17 protein-coding genes are annotated in these 16566 nt (G+C 69.6%); 9 read left to right on the top strand and 8 right to left on the bottom strand.

The features are described 5' to 3' along the window. Positions 1-8: 8 nt before the first annotated feature. From pstS to pstB, 4 genes are all read left to right on the top strand, one after another. Complete coding sequence (gene pstS / locus AB0G20_RS37295) at positions 9-1130, top strand: phosphate ABC transporter substrate-binding protein PstS (RefSeq protein ID WP_361310726.1); 1122 nt, start codon at positions 9-11, stop codon at positions 1128-1130. 103 nt (positions 1131-1233) lie between these two features. Then, entirely contained in the window at positions 1234-2235 is a 1002-nt protein-coding gene (gene pstC, locus AB0G20_RS37300) for a phosphate ABC transporter permease subunit PstC (RefSeq protein ID WP_193508171.1), read from the top strand. Continuing rightward, on the top strand, positions 2232-3290 hold the full coding sequence (pstA, locus tag AB0G20_RS37305; RefSeq protein WP_361310728.1) for a phosphate ABC transporter permease PstA: 1059 nt from the start codon (positions 2232-2234) through the stop codon (positions 3288-3290). The genes pstC and pstA overlap by 4 nt, the downstream gene beginning before the upstream one ends. A 44-nt stretch (positions 3291-3334) precedes the next feature. Beyond that, entirely contained in the window at positions 3335-4111 is a 777-nt protein-coding gene (gene pstB / locus AB0G20_RS37310; protein WP_086602334.1) for a phosphate ABC transporter ATP-binding protein PstB, read from the top strand. Between the two features lie 113 nt (positions 4112-4224). Here the strand turns inward: pstB and AB0G20_RS37315 are convergent, their stop codons facing one another. Together AB0G20_RS37315 and AB0G20_RS37320 are read right to left on the bottom strand one after the other, a co-directional pair. Continuing rightward, complete coding sequence (locus AB0G20_RS37315) at positions 4225-5223, bottom strand: inorganic phosphate transporter (RefSeq protein ID WP_361310730.1); 999 nt, start codon at positions 5221-5223, stop codon at positions 4225-4227. Between the two features lie 7 nt (positions 5224-5230). Next, positions 5231-5851 carry a DUF47 family protein gene (locus tag AB0G20_RS37320; RefSeq protein ID WP_361310733.1) on the bottom strand — a complete coding sequence of 207 codons (621 nt, stop codon included), beginning with the start codon at positions 5849-5851 and terminating at the stop codon, positions 5231-5233. Between the two features lie 204 nt (positions 5852-6055). Between AB0G20_RS37320 and AB0G20_RS37325 the strand changes: the two genes are divergently transcribed. Then, positions 6056-6433 carry a metal-sensitive transcriptional regulator gene (locus tag AB0G20_RS37325; protein WP_361310735.1) on the top strand — a complete coding sequence of 126 codons (378 nt, stop codon included), beginning with the start codon at positions 6056-6058 and terminating at the stop codon, positions 6431-6433. Positions 6434-6474: 41 nt separating this feature from the next. Here AB0G20_RS37325 and AB0G20_RS37330 read toward each other — a convergent pair whose 3' ends face one another. Both AB0G20_RS37330 and AB0G20_RS37335 read right to left on the bottom strand, forming a co-directional pair. Beyond that, positions 6475-6642: a hypothetical protein gene (locus AB0G20_RS37330; protein ID WP_167345922.1), complete on the bottom strand. Its 168-nt coding sequence runs from the start codon at positions 6640-6642 to the stop codon at positions 6475-6477. 91 nt (positions 6643-6733) lie between these two features. Next, positions 6734-7585 (bottom strand): hypothetical protein, encoded by an 852-nt coding sequence (locus AB0G20_RS37335; protein ID WP_361310738.1) that lies wholly within the window; start codon positions 7583-7585, stop codon positions 6734-6736. 403 nt (positions 7586-7988) lie between these two features. Between AB0G20_RS37335 and AB0G20_RS37340 the strand changes: the two genes are divergently transcribed. Further along, positions 7989-9542, top strand: coding sequence for an FAD-binding oxidoreductase (locus tag AB0G20_RS37340; protein WP_361310740.1), 1554 nt, complete (start codon positions 7989-7991; stop codon positions 9540-9542). 43 nt (positions 9543-9585) lie between these two features. On the opposite strand, the gene AB0G20_RS37345 is transcribed toward AB0G20_RS37340, so the two are convergent. From AB0G20_RS37345 to AB0G20_RS37360, 4 genes are all read right to left on the bottom strand, one after another. Further along, positions 9586-10284, bottom strand: a complete 699-nt coding sequence (locus AB0G20_RS37345; protein ID WP_361310743.1) for a phosphatase PAP2 family protein — start codon at positions 10282-10284, stop codon at positions 9586-9588. Between the two features lie 246 nt (positions 10285-10530). Continuing rightward, the gene (locus AB0G20_RS37350; protein WP_361310746.1) at positions 10531-11538 is read right to left on the bottom strand and encodes an NlpC/P60 family protein; all 1008 of its coding nucleotides are present in this window, start codon (positions 11536-11538) and stop codon (positions 10531-10533) included. Positions 11539-11702: 164 nt separating this feature from the next. Next, positions 11703-12386 (bottom strand): trypsin-like peptidase domain-containing protein, encoded by a 684-nt coding sequence (locus tag AB0G20_RS37355; protein WP_361310787.1) that lies wholly within the window; start codon positions 12384-12386, stop codon positions 11703-11705. A gap of 62 nt (positions 12387-12448) precedes the next feature. Beyond that, a complete protein-coding gene (locus tag AB0G20_RS37360; protein ID WP_361310749.1) occupies positions 12449-13381 on the bottom strand; it encodes an oxidoreductase in 933 nt (310 codons plus the stop codon). Positions 13382-13452: 71 nt separating this feature from the next. Between AB0G20_RS37360 and AB0G20_RS37365 the strand changes: the two genes are divergently transcribed. From AB0G20_RS37365 to AB0G20_RS37375, 3 genes are all read left to right on the top strand, one after another. Next, a complete protein-coding gene (locus AB0G20_RS37365; protein ID WP_361310751.1) occupies positions 13453-14070 on the top strand; it encodes a TetR/AcrR family transcriptional regulator in 618 nt (205 codons plus the stop codon). A 227-nt stretch (positions 14071-14297) separates the two neighbouring features. Further along, positions 14298-15587 (top strand): S53 family peptidase, encoded by a 1290-nt coding sequence (locus AB0G20_RS37370; protein WP_361310754.1) that lies wholly within the window; start codon positions 14298-14300, stop codon positions 15585-15587. A gap of 478 nt (positions 15588-16065) precedes the next feature. After that, positions 16066-16374: a hypothetical protein gene (locus tag AB0G20_RS37375; RefSeq protein WP_356688907.1), complete on the top strand. Its 309-nt coding sequence runs from the start codon at positions 16066-16068 to the stop codon at positions 16372-16374. Positions 16375-16566 lie beyond the last annotated feature (192 nt).

Raw genomic sequence — 16566 nt, forward strand, 5'->3', positions numbered from 1 at the left:
GAACTCAAGTGAAGCTTCAGCGCATGAACCGGCGGGCCCTCGCTCTCGGTGCTCTTGCCGTCTCCGGCGCCCTGGCCCTCACGGCGTGCGGCTCGGACGAAACCGGCAACCCGGACGGCGGCTCCTCCAACGCCGCCGCGCCGAGCAACATCAAGTGTGACGACGCCTCGGGCCAGGTCCTCTCCGACGGCTCCTCCGCGCAGAAGAACGCGGTCGACGCGTGGGTCAAGCAGTTCTCGGCGGCCTGCCAGGTGGAGATCAACTACAAGGCCGGCGGTTCCGGTGCCGGTGTCACCGCGTTCACGCAGGGCCAGGTCCCCTGGGCCGGTTCGGACTCGGCGCTCAAGCCCGACGAGGTCGCGGCCTCCAAGAAGATCTGCTCCGGCGGCCAGGGCATCGACCTGCCGATGGTCGGCGGCCCGATCGCCGTCGGCTACAACGTCCCCGGCGTCGACAAGCTCGTCCTGGACTCGGCGACGATCGCCAAGATCTTCGACAGCAAGATCACCAACTGGAACGACCCGGCGATCGCGAAGCTCAACCCCGACGCGAAGCTGCCCAACCTCAAGATCCAGGCGTTCCACCGCTCGGACGAGTCCGGCACCACGGACAACTTCACCAAGTACCTGATCGCCACCGCCAAGAAGGACTTCCCCTACGAGGGCGGCAAGGCCTGGCAGGCCAAGGGCGGCCAGTCCGCTCCGCAGTCCTCCGGCGTCGCCGCGCAGGTCAAGCAGACCGCCGGCGCGATCGGCTACTTCGAGCTGTCGTACGCCAAGGACGGCATCAAGACCGTCGCCATCGACACCGGTGCCGACAAGCCGGTCGATGCGACCGTCGAGAACGCCACCAAGGCGATCTCGGAGGCCAAGGTCGTCGGCACCGGCAAGGACCTCGCGCTGGAGCTGAACTACGGGACCAAGGCCGACGGCGCCTACCCGATGGTCCTGGTGACGTACGAGATCGTCTGCGACAAGGGCAACAAGAAGGAGACCCTGCCCGCGGTCAAGGCGTTCCTGCGCTACGCGGCCTCGGAGGACGGCCAGAAGATCCTCGCCGAGAACGACTACGCGCCCATGCCCGAAGAGATCATCACCAAGGTTCGCACGACCGTCGAGAGCCTGAGCTGACCTGAGTGCGGTCCGGTCCCCCCAGCGGGACCGGACCGCACCGTCCGGTGCACCGCCGCCAAGGGCCGCACAGCACGTGCGGTTCCGCAGACCGGAGAACCCGATGGACACAACACAGATAGCTGACGCACCTCCCCCCACGCAGCCGCCCACGGCCGAGCAGAAGCGCGCGGCCCGTGGCGCCACCCGACCCGGAGACCGGATCTTCCTCGGCCTGTCCCGTGGCTCGGGCATTCTGCTGCTGGTGATCATGGCCGCGATCGCGGGCTTCCTCACCTACCGCGCCGTCCTCGCCATCAGCAAGGACGACGGCAACTTCCTGACCACCTTCGAGTGGAACACCGGTGTCAACCCGCCGGTCTTCGGCATCGCGGTCCTGGCCTACGGCACGATCGTCTCCTCGATCATCGCCATGGTCATCGCGGTCCCGGTCTCGGTCGCCATCGCGCTGTTCCTCACGCACTACGCCCCGCGCCGGCTGCGCGGCCCCATCGCCTACGTGATCGACCTGCTGGCCGCCGTGCCGTCCATCGTCTACGGCCTGTGGGGCGCCCTGGTCCTCGTTCCGCACATGAACGGCCTCTTCGGCTGGCTGAACGACTACCTCGGCTGGACCGGCATCTTCTCCTGGCAGAACGGCGCCCCGCGCTCCATGCTCACCGTGGGCATCCTGCTCGCGATCATGATCCTGCCGATCATCACCAACGTGAGCCGCGAGGTCTTCCGCCAGGTCCCGCAGATGCACGAGGAGGCCGCCCTGGCGCTCGGCGCCACCCGCTGGGAAGTGATCCGCATGGCGGTCATCCCCTTCGGCCGCTCCGGCGTCATCTCGGCCTCGATGCTCGGCCTCGGCCGCGCCCTCGGCGAGACGATGGCCGTCGCCACCGTGCTCTCGCCCGACTTCCTGATCCACACCAGCCTGCTCGACCCGGGCGGCGGCACCTTCGCCCAGAACATCGCCAGCAAGTTCAGCGAGGCCACCGAGTTCGGCCGTGACGCGCTGATCGCCTCCGGTCTGGTCCTGTTCGTCATCACCCTGCTGGTCAACGGCGCGGCCCGCGCGATCATCGCCCGCCGCAAGGAGTACTCGGGGGCCAACGCATGAGCACCACACCCTCCCTCGCCGACAAGCGCCCCAGCACCCTGCGCGGCGGCCATCTGCCCAAGTGGGCTCCGTGGGCCATCGCCGCCGGATCCGTCGCCCTCGGACTCGGCATCAGCGCCGCCGCCGACCTGCACAGCAGCGTCCAGTGGGCGCTGATCGCCGCGATCCTGCACGTCCTCGGTACGTACGTCATCGCGGCCCGGGTCGAGAACCGCCGCCAGGCCAAGGACCGCGTGGTCACCTCGCTGGTGTGGGTCGCGTTCCTGCTCGCCGTGGTGCCGCTGGCCTCGCTGGTGTGGTCGACCGTCAAGCGCGGCGTGAAGGTCTTCGACCTCTACTTCCTGACCCACTCGATGGGCGTGGTCGCCGACTCGGAGACGGGCGGCGGCATCTACCACGCCATTCTCGGCACGCTGCAGCAGGTCGGCCTCGCCACGCTGATCGCCGCGCCGATCGGCGTGCTCACCGCGATCTACCTGGTGGAGTACGGGCGCGGCAACCTCGCCCGGGCCGTCACCTTCTTCGTCGACGTCATGACCGGCATCCCGTCGATCGTCGCGGGTCTGTTCATCCTCAGCATCATGCTGATCTTCGAGATGCAGCCCTTCGGCTTCGCCGGCTCGCTGGCCCTGGCGATCCTGATGATGCCGGTCGTCGTCCGCTCCACGGAGGAGATGCTCAAGCTCGTCCCGAACGAGCTGCGCGAAGCCTCCCTCGCGCTCGGCGTGCCCAAGTGGCGCACCATCCTGAAGGTGGTCCTGCCGACCTCGCTCGGCGGCATCACCACCGGCATCATGCTGTCCATCGCCCGCATCGCCGGTGAGACCGCGCCCGTGCTGCTGCTGGTGTTCGGCAGCAAGTTCATCAACGCCAACCCCTTCGAAGGGGCTCAGGCCTCGCTCCCGCTGTACATCTACCAGCAGTACGGATCGGGCGAGGTCACGGCGTACGACCGCGCCTGGGCGGCGTCGCTCACCCTGATCGCCTTCGTGATGATCCTGAACCTGGTGGCCCGCGGGATCGCCCGCTGGAAGGCCCCGAAGACCGGTCGCTGACGCGGCCACAGCGACTGATCTGACTGTCTGGAAGTGAAGTAATCATGGCCAAGCGAATCGACGTAAGCGGACTGACCGCCTACTACGGCTCCCACAAGGCGATCGAGGACATCTCGATGACCGTCGAGCCGCGCTCGGTGACGGCGTTCATCGGCCCGTCCGGCTGCGGCAAGTCGACGTTCCTGCGCACGCTGAACCGTATGCACGAGGTGACGTCCGGCGGCCGGGTCGAGGGCAAGGTGCTCCTCGACGACGAGGACCTCTACGGGTCGGGCATCGACCCGGTGTCCGTGCGCCGCGAGGTCGGCATGGTGTTCCAGCGGCCGAACCCGTTCCCCACGATGTCGATCTTCGACAACGTGGCGGCGGGCCTGCGGCTGAACGGCAACTACAAGAAGAGCGAGCTCAGCGACGTCGTCGAGAAGTCGCTCAAGGGCGCGAACCTCTGGAACGAGGTCAAGGACCGCCTGAACAAGCCCGGTTCGGGCCTCTCCGGCGGTCAGCAGCAGCGTCTGTGCATCGCGCGGGCGATCGCGGTGGAGCCGAACGTCCTGCTCATGGACGAGCCCTGCTCGGCCCTGGACCCGATCTCCACCCTGGCGATCGAGGACCTGATCGGCGAGCTGAAGGAACGCTTCACGATCGTCATCGTGACGCACAACATGCAGCAGGCGGCGCGCGTCTCCGACCGCACGGCGTTCTTCAACCTGTCGGCGGTCGGCCAGCCCGGCAAGCTCATAGAGATCGACGACACGGAGCGCATCTTCTCCAACCCGTCGGTCCAGGCCACGGAGGACTACATCTCCGGCCGCTTCGGCTGATCCGAACCCCGCCGATACTCCTCGCGGTGCTGCATGGCGGTGCCACCGCGAGGCCGAAAAAGGGCCCGCCCCTGGCTCCCAGGGGCGGGCCCGTTTCGTATGCGTCCGGTGCGCTACAGGAACGCCAGCGCGACGATCCCGTACGACGCCGCGGCCACCAGCGCGGCGGCCGGCATCGTGATGAACCACCCCAGGATGATGTTCTTGGCGACACCCCACCGCACGGCGTTCACGCGCTTCGTCGCCCCGACACCCATGATCGCGGACGTGATGACGTGGGTCGTGGAGATCGGCGCCTTGAACAGGAACGCCGTCGTGAACATGATCGACGCGCCCGTCGTCTCCGCCGCGAAGCCCTGCGGCGGGTCCAGCTCGATGATCTTCCGCCCCAGGGTCCGCATGATCCGCCATCCACCGGCGTACGTCCCCAGCGACAGCATCACCGCACAGGCGATCTTGACCCACACCGGAATCGGATCGCCGTAGTCCTCGACATCGGCGATGACGAGCGCCATCACCACGATGCCCATGGTCTTCTGCGCGTCCTGCAGACCGTGCCCCAGCGCCATGCCGGCCGCCGAGACGGTCTGCGCTATCCGGAAACCTCTCTTGGCCTTGTGCGGGTTGGCCTTCCTGAACATCCACAGGATCGCGGTCATCACGAGGTAGCCGGCCAGCATCCCGACCACCGGAGACACGAACATCGGGATGACGACCTTCTCCAGCACCCCGTCCCAGTAGACGGTCGTCCCCCCGGCCAGCGCCGCCCCGACCATGCCGCCGAACAGCGCATGGGACGAGGAGGACGGCAGCCCGAAGTACCAGGTGATGAGGTTCCAGACGATCGCGCCCACCAGCGCGGCGAAGAGGATGCCCATCCCCTTCGAGCCGGTCGGCGTCTGGATCAGCCCCTCGCTGACGGTCTTGGCGACTCCGGAGCCCATGAACGCACCGGCGAGGTTCATCACCGCGGCCATGGCCAGCGCGGCCTTCGGCGTCAGCGCCCGCGTCGAGACGGACGTGGCGATCGCGTTCGCCGAATCGTGGAAGCCGTTGGTGTACGTGAAGAAGAGCGCGACCGCGATGGTCACGACCAGAGCGAAGGTGTCCATGAAGTGCTCAGGACTCCTTGACGGCGATGGTCTCCACCGTGTTCGCCACGTGCTCGAACGCGTCCGCCGCTTCCTCCAGCACGTCCACGATCTGCTTGAGCTTGAGCACGTCCATGGCGTCGTACTTGCCGTTGAAGAGGTGCGCCAGCAGCTTGCGGTGGATCTGGTCGGCCTGGTTCTCCAGCCGGTTGACCTCGATCCAGTACTCGGTGAGGTTCTCCATCGTCCGCAGGTGCGGCATCGCCTCGGCCGTCAGTTCGGCCGCGCGCGCCAGCACCTCGATCTGCTGGTCGACGCCCTTGGGCAGTTCCTCGACGTTGTAGAGGACGACCAGGTCGACGGCCTCCTCCATGAAGTCCATGATGTCGTCGAGGGACGACGCGAGGGAGTAGATGTCCTCGCGGTCGAACGGCGTGATGAAGGAGGAGTTCAGCTGGTGGAAGATCGCGTGCGTGGCATCGTCACCTGCGTGTTCCGCTGCCCGCATACGCTCTGCGATCTCGGCTCGGGCGGGTGCGTCCGCCCCGAGCAGTTCCATCAGGAGCTTCGAGCCCGTGACGATGTTGTCCGCGGAGGCGGCGAACATGTCGTAGAAGCTCGTCTCCCTGGGGGTCAGACGAAAGCGCACGTGGGGTCCTCGGGGTGCTTCGGTTTCGGTCAGGCTGATGCTAGGCGCAACATCCGGCCACGGCTATCGGGCCGCCCACCAGTGTCGCCCATCGGGCACAGTGATGAGCACGGGGGCGGTTCCAGGGGCCGTATACCCGGCAAAGTTCGGTACCATATACCCACCAGGGGTATATGTCGGCCCACTGCCCACCAGGAGGAAGCGATGACGGACGTGACCGACGCAACAGATGTCGCACATGTCACCACCGGCACCGCCGACACCACGGGTGCGGACGTGACGACCGATCACGACCACGGTGTGCACGGGTACCACAAGCAGAAGGACGAACACCTCAAACGCCTGCGCCGCATCGAGGGCCAGATCCGCGGCCTGCAGCGCATGGTCGACGAGGACGTCTACTGCATCGACATACTCACGCAGGTCTCCGCCTCCACCAAGGCCCTGCAGTCCTTCGCGCTGCAACTGCTGGAGGAGCACCTGCGGCACTGCGTCGCCGACGCGGCCCTCAAGGGCGGCGACGAGATCGACGCGAAGGTGAAGGAGGCCACCCAGGCGATCGCCCGCATGCTGCGGACGTGAGCCCGGCGTGAGCCCCGCCCGGGTCCTGAGGATGCCCGGGTTCAGCGCCTGGAGGAGTCCCGCTCCTCGGCCACTTTCAGCACCTCGTCGATGCTCTCCAGGCTGAGCCGCTCCTGGGCGGCCGAGGCCGCGATGATCAGCTCTCCGCACAGCTCGATCTCGGCGAGGGCCACGTGGTCCTGAACTGCCGTACCGCCGACCGGAGCCACGTGCATCACCTCGTCTCTGCCGTTACCGACTTCCTAGAGTAGGGAGCGGCCTACACACCGCGCATGGCACGGACGGGCTAGTTCACGCCGGTCACTCCTCGGCGATCTTGCCCGCGTAGATGTCGTCGGTTCTGGGCAACCGTACGCGCACCGAGGCCCCGAAATCGAAGAGCAGCGTGGTCGAGGCGACGGCCACGGGGCTCTTCTGCTGCCCGTTCAGAAAGCTGAAGCGGTGCCTGACCTTGCGGATCCGTCCCTCCTCGTCGAGGTAGGCGTCGAACGGCACCTCGGCGGTGGCGAACCCCTCGGCCGCCGCCTTCAGGGGCCCCGCGTTCCCGTCCGAGGCACGCCGGGCCGCGTCACCGAGGTCCGCCGTCCCCCGGTAGTGCCGCACTGAGGTTCCCGCGACCTCCGTCCTGCCCACATACGTCGCCGTCCGCGTCCCGAGCAGCACCTCGGCCGCCGTGAACGGGTCGGTGGCCCCGCCGGTGACGAGGTTCCCGTCGGACAGGGTCCGCGTGTCCACCCGCACCCACTTGTCCGGGGGCACACCGGCGCCCCGGTTCTTCATGAACAGCGCTCCCGGCGCGAGCAGTTCGGTGATCGGCCGGCGCTCGGCGGCCCCCGCGGGATCCTGCGGCAGCAGCACCTTCAGCCGCCCCATCCGCTTGCGGTAGTCGTACACCCCGGCACCCCGGATGGTCACCCGGGTCCCGCCGGCGGCCATCTCCATCGACGTACGGGCCTTGGAACTCCCCGCGTCGACGAGACGGCCGGCCGCCTGCCGCAACACGACGACCGCGTCCCCGCCACGGGAGTCTCCGGCGACCGCGTCACCCCCGGAGCACCCCGCGGTCCCCAGCCCTGCCCCGGCCAGGACCCCGGCCGCGACGAGCGCCGCGCCCGTCCGCCTGTGCCGCCGTTCCCGCTGCCGCCCAGTCATCGCCTGCCTACCCCCAGCCGGTACGTCCGTCACGGGCCCCCTCGTTGTTCCGGTTAACGACGGGTATGTGCCCCCGTCACGCGAGCCCGCGCCGGCCGCCATACGAATGCTTTACCCGGGGTGGGTAACGTGGTCGCTGTGGCGCAGCAGGACGGGCTGGAAGCTCCCCCCAACCTCCCGGAACACCGCACGTCTACAAGGGAGAAGGGCCCTTTCTGCATGGCGCACTGCATCTGCGGCTGGCGCGGCCCGGCGAGAAGGGCGAGAAGCCAGGCGCGCACGGACGCGGAGAAGCACACGACGGGCTGAGACCCGTGGCGGACGCCGCCGCAGCCGCGGCCGGACCCATGGAACCCCCACCCCCATCACCCCGTCTCCCAGGACGGAACCACCGGGAGGCCCCATGGAACGGCGCACGATCCTCACAGCCGGCACGGCGGCGATCGCCGCGGCCGCCACCCCCTTCACCGCCGCCTGCACGCGGTCGGGCACCCGCTCCGGGGCCACGGCGACCAACGCCTCGCGCACCACCACGACCTCGAGATCCACCGCCGCCAACTGGTCCGCCCTGGCCCGCGACCTCGACGGCCCCCTGATCCGCCCCGGCGACGCCGACTGGCCCGCGGCCCGGCAGCTCTACAACACCCGCTTCGACAACCTGAAGCCCGCCGCGGTCGCGTACGTGTCCCACCCGGACGACATCCGCACCACCCTGGCCTACGCCCGCACCCACGCCCTGCGTGTGGCGATCCGCAACGGCGGCCACTCCTACGCCGGCTGGTCCTCCGGCGACGGCCGTCTGATCGTCGACGTCTCGAAACTCAACCGTGTCCGGGCCTCCGGCACCACCGCGGTGGTCGGCGCCGGAGCCAAACTCATCGACGTCTACCGCGCCCTCGCCGCGAAGGGCGTCACGATCCCCGCCGGCTCCTGCCCGACGGTCGGCGTCTCGGGCCTCACCCTCGGCGGCGGCCACGGCGTGGTCTCCCGCGCCTACGGCCTGACCTGCGACAGCCTCACCCGGGCCACCCTGATCACCGCCGACGGCAAGCAGCTCACCGCCGACTCCCGCGAGAACAAGGACCTCTTCTGGGCCCTGCGCGGCGCCGGCAACGGCAACTTCGGCGTCGTCACGGAGCTGCACTTCAAGACCCACCCGGCCCCGCAGGGCGTCTCGGCATATCTGTCCTGGCCCTGGTCGAAGGCGGCCGCGGTGGTGAAGGCCTGGCAGGAGTGGGGCCCGTCACAGCCCGACGAGATCTGGTCGTCCCTGCACCTGGCGAGTGCCGCGGGCGGCACTCCGACCGTCTCGGTAGCGGCCTTCTCCCTCGGCACCCACGGCGAACTCAAGAACGCCGTCGACCGTCTGGCCGACCGCGTCGGCGCCCCGGCCCGCAGCGTCTCCCTGAAGCGCCGCTCGTACGAGGAGTCGATGGAGGTGTACGCGGGCTGCTCCTCGTTCCCGACGGACGCGCAGTGCCATCTGCCCGGCTCGACCCCGGGCCGTTCCCCGAAGGGGGCGCTGGGCCGCGAGACGTACGCCGCCGCGTCGGACTTCTTCGACCGCTCCCTCTCCACGGCCGGCATCCGCACGCTGCTGTCCCAGATCGGTTCGGTGCGCGGCGGCACGGGCAGCATCGCGCTGACCGCCCTCGGCGGAGCGGTCAACCGCGTCTCCCCCACGTCCACGGCGTTCGTCCACCGCCGCTCGCGGATGCTGGCCCAGTACATCGGGGCCTGGCGGGCCGGCACGAGCGGTACGACCTCCCGCGACTGGCTGGCCTCCGCCCACAAGTCCATGCGGCCCCACGCCTCGGGCGCGGCCTACCAGAACTACACGGACCCGACGCTGACCGACTGGCGCAAGGCGTACTACGGAGACGCGGCGAACCGCCTGGCCAAGCTGAAGAAGCAGTACGACCCCGACCGCTTCTTCACGTATCCCCAGGCGCTGTGAACGGGCCACTCCTTAGCGCCGGGCAGCCTTCCCGGCCAGGACCCTAGGCGGCGAGATCCCTCTCCGAGGCTCGCTCACTCCGAGCCTCGGGGATCATCGCGTCCTCGCCTTCGGCCCGCCCTCTGCTCCGCACGAGCCACCCCACCCGGGACGACCGCTCAACGGCCTTCATCACAGGCGTCAGCAGGGCCATGGCCAGCGGCGACAGCAGCAGCGCCACGGCCGTCCCCAGCGCGAACCCGCCCACGACGTCCGTCGGGTAGTGCACACCCATGTAGACGCGGATGAACCCGCCGAACAACGCCAGCACGAGCCCGACGAGCCCGAACTTCCGGTTGGCGACGAACAGGCCGACCGCCAGCGCCATGACGATCGTCGCGTGGTCGCTGACGAACGAGTAGTCGGTCTTGCCCTGGACGAGCACGTCGAGCCCCTGGTGGTCCAGGAACGGCCGGGGCCGTTCCACGAACCCCCGTATGGGCACGTTCACCAGCACGGCGATACCGGCGGCCAACGGGGCCCAGACCAACGCCGCGACGGTGGACGCCGCGTCCTCGTCGCCACGCCGCCGTACGGACCACCAGCACCCCACCACGAGCAGGACGATGGCGAGCAGCAGCCCGTACTCACCGACGTACTCCATGACGCGGTCGAACCACGCCGGCGCGTCCTTGGCCAGGCCATTGATGTCGTACAGCAGGTCGACGTCGGGGTTCGACCCGGAATCGGCGAGTCCAGCCATGGTGCTGCGGCCCCTTCGTCGTCTCTCCCGGCGCACCTGTGCGTGCGCCGCTCCTGCCACCCCCGTGGTTGTAGATCCGCTTCCGCCGCACGCGTGCGTGACACGTGCCGAATGAACGTCTGCTCGGCTACGTCATCAGGAACGCATGGTCCCCGTCGATACGTTCCACACTCCACCGAATGATCACGCAGACGTTATCGAAGAGAGATACGTCTTCGCAGCTCAGGGGGTGGGTTCACGCACGGTTCACACCGTCGTGGGCAGTGCTTTCGCGCCATCTTCGGTGACGCGGGTGGCTCCGAAGTAGTCAGGGGTGTCGATCGGGTCGAATCGGATGACGGCACCGGTCCGGGGCGCGTCGATCATGTACCCGCCTCCGACATAAATGCCGACATGCCGGATGGCACGGGAATTGGTGAGGTCGTCCGAGAAGAACACCAGGTCGCCGGGGAGCAGTTCGTCCCGCGAGGGGTGCGGACCGGCGTTGTACTGGTCGTTGGCGACGCGCGGGAGCTTGATGCCCACGGTCTCGTAGGCGGCCTGGGTCAGTCCCGAGCAGTCGAAGCGTCCGCCCTGCTCAGCGGTGCCGGTGCCGCCCCAGAGGTAGGGCGTGCCCAGCTTCTTCTGCGCGTACTCGATCGCGGCGGCGGCCTGCTCGGAGGGGTCGACCCGTCCGACCGGCGCCGCGAAGCTCTCGGAGAGCGTCGTGATCCGCTTCACGTAGTTCCGGGTCTCGCTGTACGGCGGCACACCGCCGTACTTGATCACCGCGTACGCCCCCGCGTTGTAGGCGGCCAGCATGTTCTCGGTCTGATTCCCGCCAACCTTCTTCACGTACGACGCGAGTTCGCAGTCGTAGGAGGCGGCCGAGGGAATCGCGTCCTTCGGGTCCCACACGTCACGGTCGCCGTCGCCGTCGCCGTCGATGCCGTGACTGGCCCAGGTGCCGGGGATGAACTGCGCTATCCCCTGCGCGGCGGCGTGGCTCTGGGCCCTCGGGTTGAAGCCGCTCTCCTGGTAGAGCTGGGCGGCGAGCAGGGCCGGGCTGATGGCGGGGCAGAGATTGCCCCACTTCTGCACGAGGGCCGCGTACGCGGCGGGCACCGACCCCTTGGCCAGCGATTTCGCCCCACCGCCCACGCCGTTGACCAGGTTCCCGGCGACGAGGTAGACCCCGACGACGAGCAGCATCACGAACGCCAGGGCGGAACTGATGGCGACACTCGCCACGATCCATGCCTTACGCACCGTCAACCGCCCCTCACCGCCCAGGAGTCCGTTGGTCAGTGTAGAGGCGGCCGCCCCGCCCGGGAATGATCACGGGGAGGAGAGTCGGGGCGGACGGAGGAACGGGGCACAGCACGGGCAGCACGGCGAGAGCACGACGACTCCGGCCCGGCGCACGGGTTCACGGCCCGTCACGGATCCCCCGCCGCCTGCCCGTACAGCCGCTGCGCCTCCGCGCCGAGGACCACGCTGTAGGAGACGCCGGGGGTCGTCCCGCCCTGGTCGTGCCCGCCGAGGACCCCGACGACCTGCCCGTCCCCGTTCACCCAGGGGCTGCCGCTGGTGCCCCCGCTGAAGCCGGGGCACGCGATGCGCTGCTGGGTGCGGCTGAGCGCGTGCGGCTCGGCGGTGCAGCTGACGGCCGTGTCCCGCGCGTTGGGGTACCCGGTGACGGTCACCGCGGTGGCCCCGGGCACCGTGCCGGTGACGAACCGGTTCCCGCCGACGGCGTCCTGGACCTCCTCGCCGCCCCGGGGCGCGACCGCGGCGAATCCCACGTCGCTGTCCTCGTGCCGCCCCTCGGTCCACCCCCGGGCCAGGAACCGCCGCCGCACCTTCCACTCCCCGTAGGGCGCACGCCCGTCCCGGTAGCCCGGCACGAAGACCAGCCCTCCGTCTCCGCCCAGGCAGTGCGCCGCGGTGACGATCAGGTCCCGGTGCGGGGCCTCCACCACGGACGCCGTACAGAAGTGCCGTCCCCCTGCGGCGGGCACGAGCACCCCGACCCGGGCGTCCCGCCCGGCGACGGTCACCCCGAGGGGCCCACCCCGGTCGTCGGCGGTCGCGGTGGACACGGCGAGGAGGGCGACGAGCATCACGACGACGGCCAGGACCCGATTCACCGGGGCGACTGTGCCGGACGAAGGTGAGAGATACGTCAGACAGCGGCCTGTTCGTCCCGCGACAGCGGGAACTGTGTCCCCGTCAGCTCCTCCGACACCCGCCACAGCCGCCGGGCCGCCCGCGGGTCGCCCGCCGCGCGCGAGCGGCCCACCAGGGCCGGGGCGCCGCGCATCTCGCCCAGGCCGTCGGGACCCACGTAGCTCGCGCCGGGGAGGTCCTCGGTGGCGGCGTAGAGCGTGGGGAGGGCACCGGCGCGGTCGTCCTGCGCGAAGAACCTGTTGCCGAGGCGCATGAAGGCGCGCACCACCGGGTTGGCCGCGTGACTCTGGAGGTTGGTGGCCGCGTAACCGGGGTGGGCGGCCAGGGCGCGGACCGCGGAGCCCGACTCCGTGAGGCGGCGCTGCAGTTCCAGGGTGAACAGGAGGTTGGCCAGCTTGGACTGGGCGTAGGCGCGCTGCGGGGTGTAGTTCGCCGCCATGTCCAGGTCGTCGAAGCCGATGGTCGCGCCGCCCCAGCGGTGGGCGCCCGAGGAGACCGTGACGACGCGGTCGGTGATGTGCGGCAGCAGCAGGTTCGTCAGGGCGAAGTGCCCGAGATGGTTCGTGCCGAACTGCATCTCGAAGCCGTCCTTGGTGCGCTGCCTGGGGAGCATCATCACGCCGGCGTTGTTGACGAGGAGGTGCAGCGGCTCCTGCCAGGCGTCGGCGAAGGCCCGCACGGACGACAGGTCCGCCAGGTCCAGCCGGCGCACCTCCGTGCTGCCCTGCACGGTCGCCGCCGCCGCCCGCCCGCGCTCCGGGTCCCGCACGGCGAGGACGACGTGGGCCCCCGCCCGGGCCAGTGCGTCGGTCGCGGTGAGGCCGATGCCGCTGTTGGCGCCGGTGACGACGACGGTCCGCCCGCCGAGGTCGGGGAGGCGGTCCGCGCTCCATGTCTCGCTGCTCCGGGTGTTCCTCTTCTCAGCCATGACCCGAATGTAGGCGTCGACAACAATGCTGTCAATGACAACAATGATGGCGTCGCCAACATCGGGATACGATGGTGCGCATGCCAGAGAGCCGCCCCCCGGAGAGCCGCCGCTACCACCACGGAGATCTGCGCTCCACCCTGCTCGCCGGCGCGGAACGCACCCTGCGGGAGAAGGGGACGGCCGCGCTCTCGCTGCGCGAGCTGGCCCGGGAGGCCGGCGTGAGCCACGCCGCACCCGGCCGCCACTTCAAGGACAAGCAGGCCCTGCTCAACGCCCTGGCGCTCGTCGGCTACGACCGCCTGGGCCAGGCCCTGGAGGGCGCCGACGACCCCACCCTCCCGCTGGAACGACGGCTCACCGCCCTCGCCCGGGCCTATCTCGCCTTCTCGATCGACCACGCCGAGCTGCTGGAGCTCATGTACGCCCGCAAGCACGAACCGGACGCCTCCGAGCAGATGGCCGCGGCCGTCGACCGGACGGTGGGCTCCCTGGAGCGGGTCATCGCCGACGCCCAGGAACGCGGCGAGATCATCGAGGGCGACCCGCAGCACCTCACCCTGCTGACCGGCGCCACCCTCCAGGGCATCGCCTCCTTCGCGGCGGGCGGCATGCTCGCCCCCGAGGCGGCCCTCGGCGGCGTCGACGCGTTCGTCCACCTCCTCCTGCACGGCCTCAAGCCCCGCTGAATCCGGCCGCTCGGCTCAAGCCGCACCCATCGCCCGGCCATCGAGCCGTCAGCGATCAGTAAGCCCCACGCCTCCTTCAGCAATGCGGAGGTCAGAATTCCGAAACCCGTCTTGTTGTCGCGTACTCACCAAGCGATCGTCGTCGCGGGTCGCCGCCCCCGCCGGGAAACGCACCGGCGGTTCCCCCGCCCGCAGGCCTCTGCCCACCACTGCCAGGAGGCTGTACCTTGCGCACGACACCGCACAACGCCCCCTCCACCCGCCGCAGATGGCGCCGCACGCTCTCCGCCGTCACCGCCACCGCCGCGCTCCTCCTCACCGGCCTCACCACCGCCGCCCACGCCGAAGCCGCTGACGCGAGCACCTCCAAGGTCACCTGGACGCGTTCCTGCGCCCTGCCCCGCCACCAGGGCGAGATGGCCTGCAACGCCCTGCGCGTCACGGGGGGCGTCACCGCCTTCCAGAAGCAGCACGGCATCTCGGCGAAGACCGCCGAGGCCTCCTCCCCCTCCGGCTACGGCCCCACCGACCTCCGCAGCGCCTACGGCCTGACCTCCGCCGCCACGAGCAACGGCTCCGGCCGGACCATCGCCATCGTCGACGCCTACGACGACCCGAACGCCGAGTCCGACCTCGCCGCCTACCGCTCGCACTACGGCCTGCCCGCCTGCACCACGGCGAACGGCTGCTTCAAGAAGGTGAGCCAGACCAGTTCCACCACCGCCCTCCCCACCGCCGACAGCGGCTGGGCCGGCGAGATCTCCCTCGACCTCGACATGGCGAGCGCCATCTGCCCGAACTGCCACATCACCCTCGTCGAGGCGAAGACGGCGTCCATGGCCAACCTCGGCACCGCCGTCAACGAGGCCGTCGCCCTGGGCGCCAAGTACGTCTCCAACAGCTACGGCGGCGGCGAGTCCTCCTCCGACGCGTCGTACGACTCCGCCTACTTCAACCACCCTGGCGTCGCCATCACCGTCAGCGCGGGCGACGCCGGCTACGGCGCCGAGTACCCGGCGGCGTCCAAGTACGTGACGTCCGTCGGCGGCACCAGCCTCACCGCCTCCTCCGCCACCCGCGGCTGGACCGAGAGCGTCTGGCGGACCAGCGGCACCGAAGGCACCGGCTCCGGCTGCTCCGCCTACGACACCAAGCCCGCCTGGCAGACCGACACCGGCTGCGCCAAGCGCATGATCGCCGACGTCTCGGCCGTCGCCGACCCGGCGACCGGCGTCTCGGTCTACGACACCTACGGCGCCGACGGCCAGGGCTGGGCCACCTACGGCGGCACCAGCGCCTCCGCCCCGATCATCGCGAGCGTCTACGCCCTCGCGGGCACCCCGTCCGCCGGCTCCTACCCGTCCGAATTCCCCTACGCGAACACATCCGCCCTGAACGACGTCACCAGCGGCAGCAACGGCAGCTGCACCACCAGCTACTTCTGCACCGCCCGGACGGGCTACGACGGCCCGACCGGTCTGGGCACCCCGGAGGGACTCGGCGCCTTCACCGGCTGACGCCTCCCGGCTGGTGACAGACCGTCACCGAGGAGCGCCGCCCGGGGCCGTGGGGGCCCGGGGACGGCAGGAAACGAAGGGGCCGCTGCAACCCAGCAGCGGCCCCTTCGCCTTGCCAGGTAGCCTTCACCCGGGGAACACCGGCGCAACCACTCACCCGACCAGCCGTCAGAAACAGCCCGCAAAGGTGAGAAAGTCCGCAAGAGGGCACAACGACGGAACCACACACCAGGTTCCGCTCAGGCCTCATTGCCCGGCGTGACCTGCCGTGATACACAGAGTGACCATACGATCCTTCGCACACCACCCGTCGCCACCCCTAGGGGCCGGCGCGGAACGGTGGCAAGGTATTCGTACGAAACCCGCCAATCAATGACGCCAAGTCGACATACGACAGCATCATTGTCGGCGAGAATGAGGCCTGACCTCTGCACGACCGCAGAGGGTGCGGAACTACCCAACAGGGGCGGTGACTTACATGCTCTTTGCGGCCGACAAGGGAGACATCAACACCATCATCGGTGGGATCGCTCCGGACTGGGGGCCCTTCGGCAGCCTGGGCAACGAGGCGAAGATCATGATCGAGGTGGTGATGGCGGTGGCCATCCTGCTCTGCCTCGGCATCGCCATCTGGGGCGCCGCCAAGCAGCGCATCGGAGCCACCGCCCTGCGGGACACCTTCAGCGCGGAACAGGGCAAGGGCCTCATCATCGCGGGCCTGACGGGAGTCTTCATCATCGGGTCACTCGGGACGCTGTTCACCATCGTCTACGGCATGGCCGTGTAGCCCGGGCACCATCCGCCCGGCCGGGCACGCCCGGCGCCCCGTCTCTCTCCATCCCACCCGCCCGTCGTGCCCACCGGCTGAGGTTGCGTTTCCCTGATGTCGAGTCACCACACCGCGCCCGCGCGGGAACCAGCACGGCTACCGTCGTACGAGGAGTATGAGAAGTACGACCGGTACGAAGTGTTTCCGCAC

The organism is Streptomyces sp. NPDC024017, from assembly GCF_040638895.1.
Taxonomy (GTDB): Bacteria; Actinomycetota; Actinomycetes; order Streptomycetales; family Streptomycetaceae; genus Streptomyces.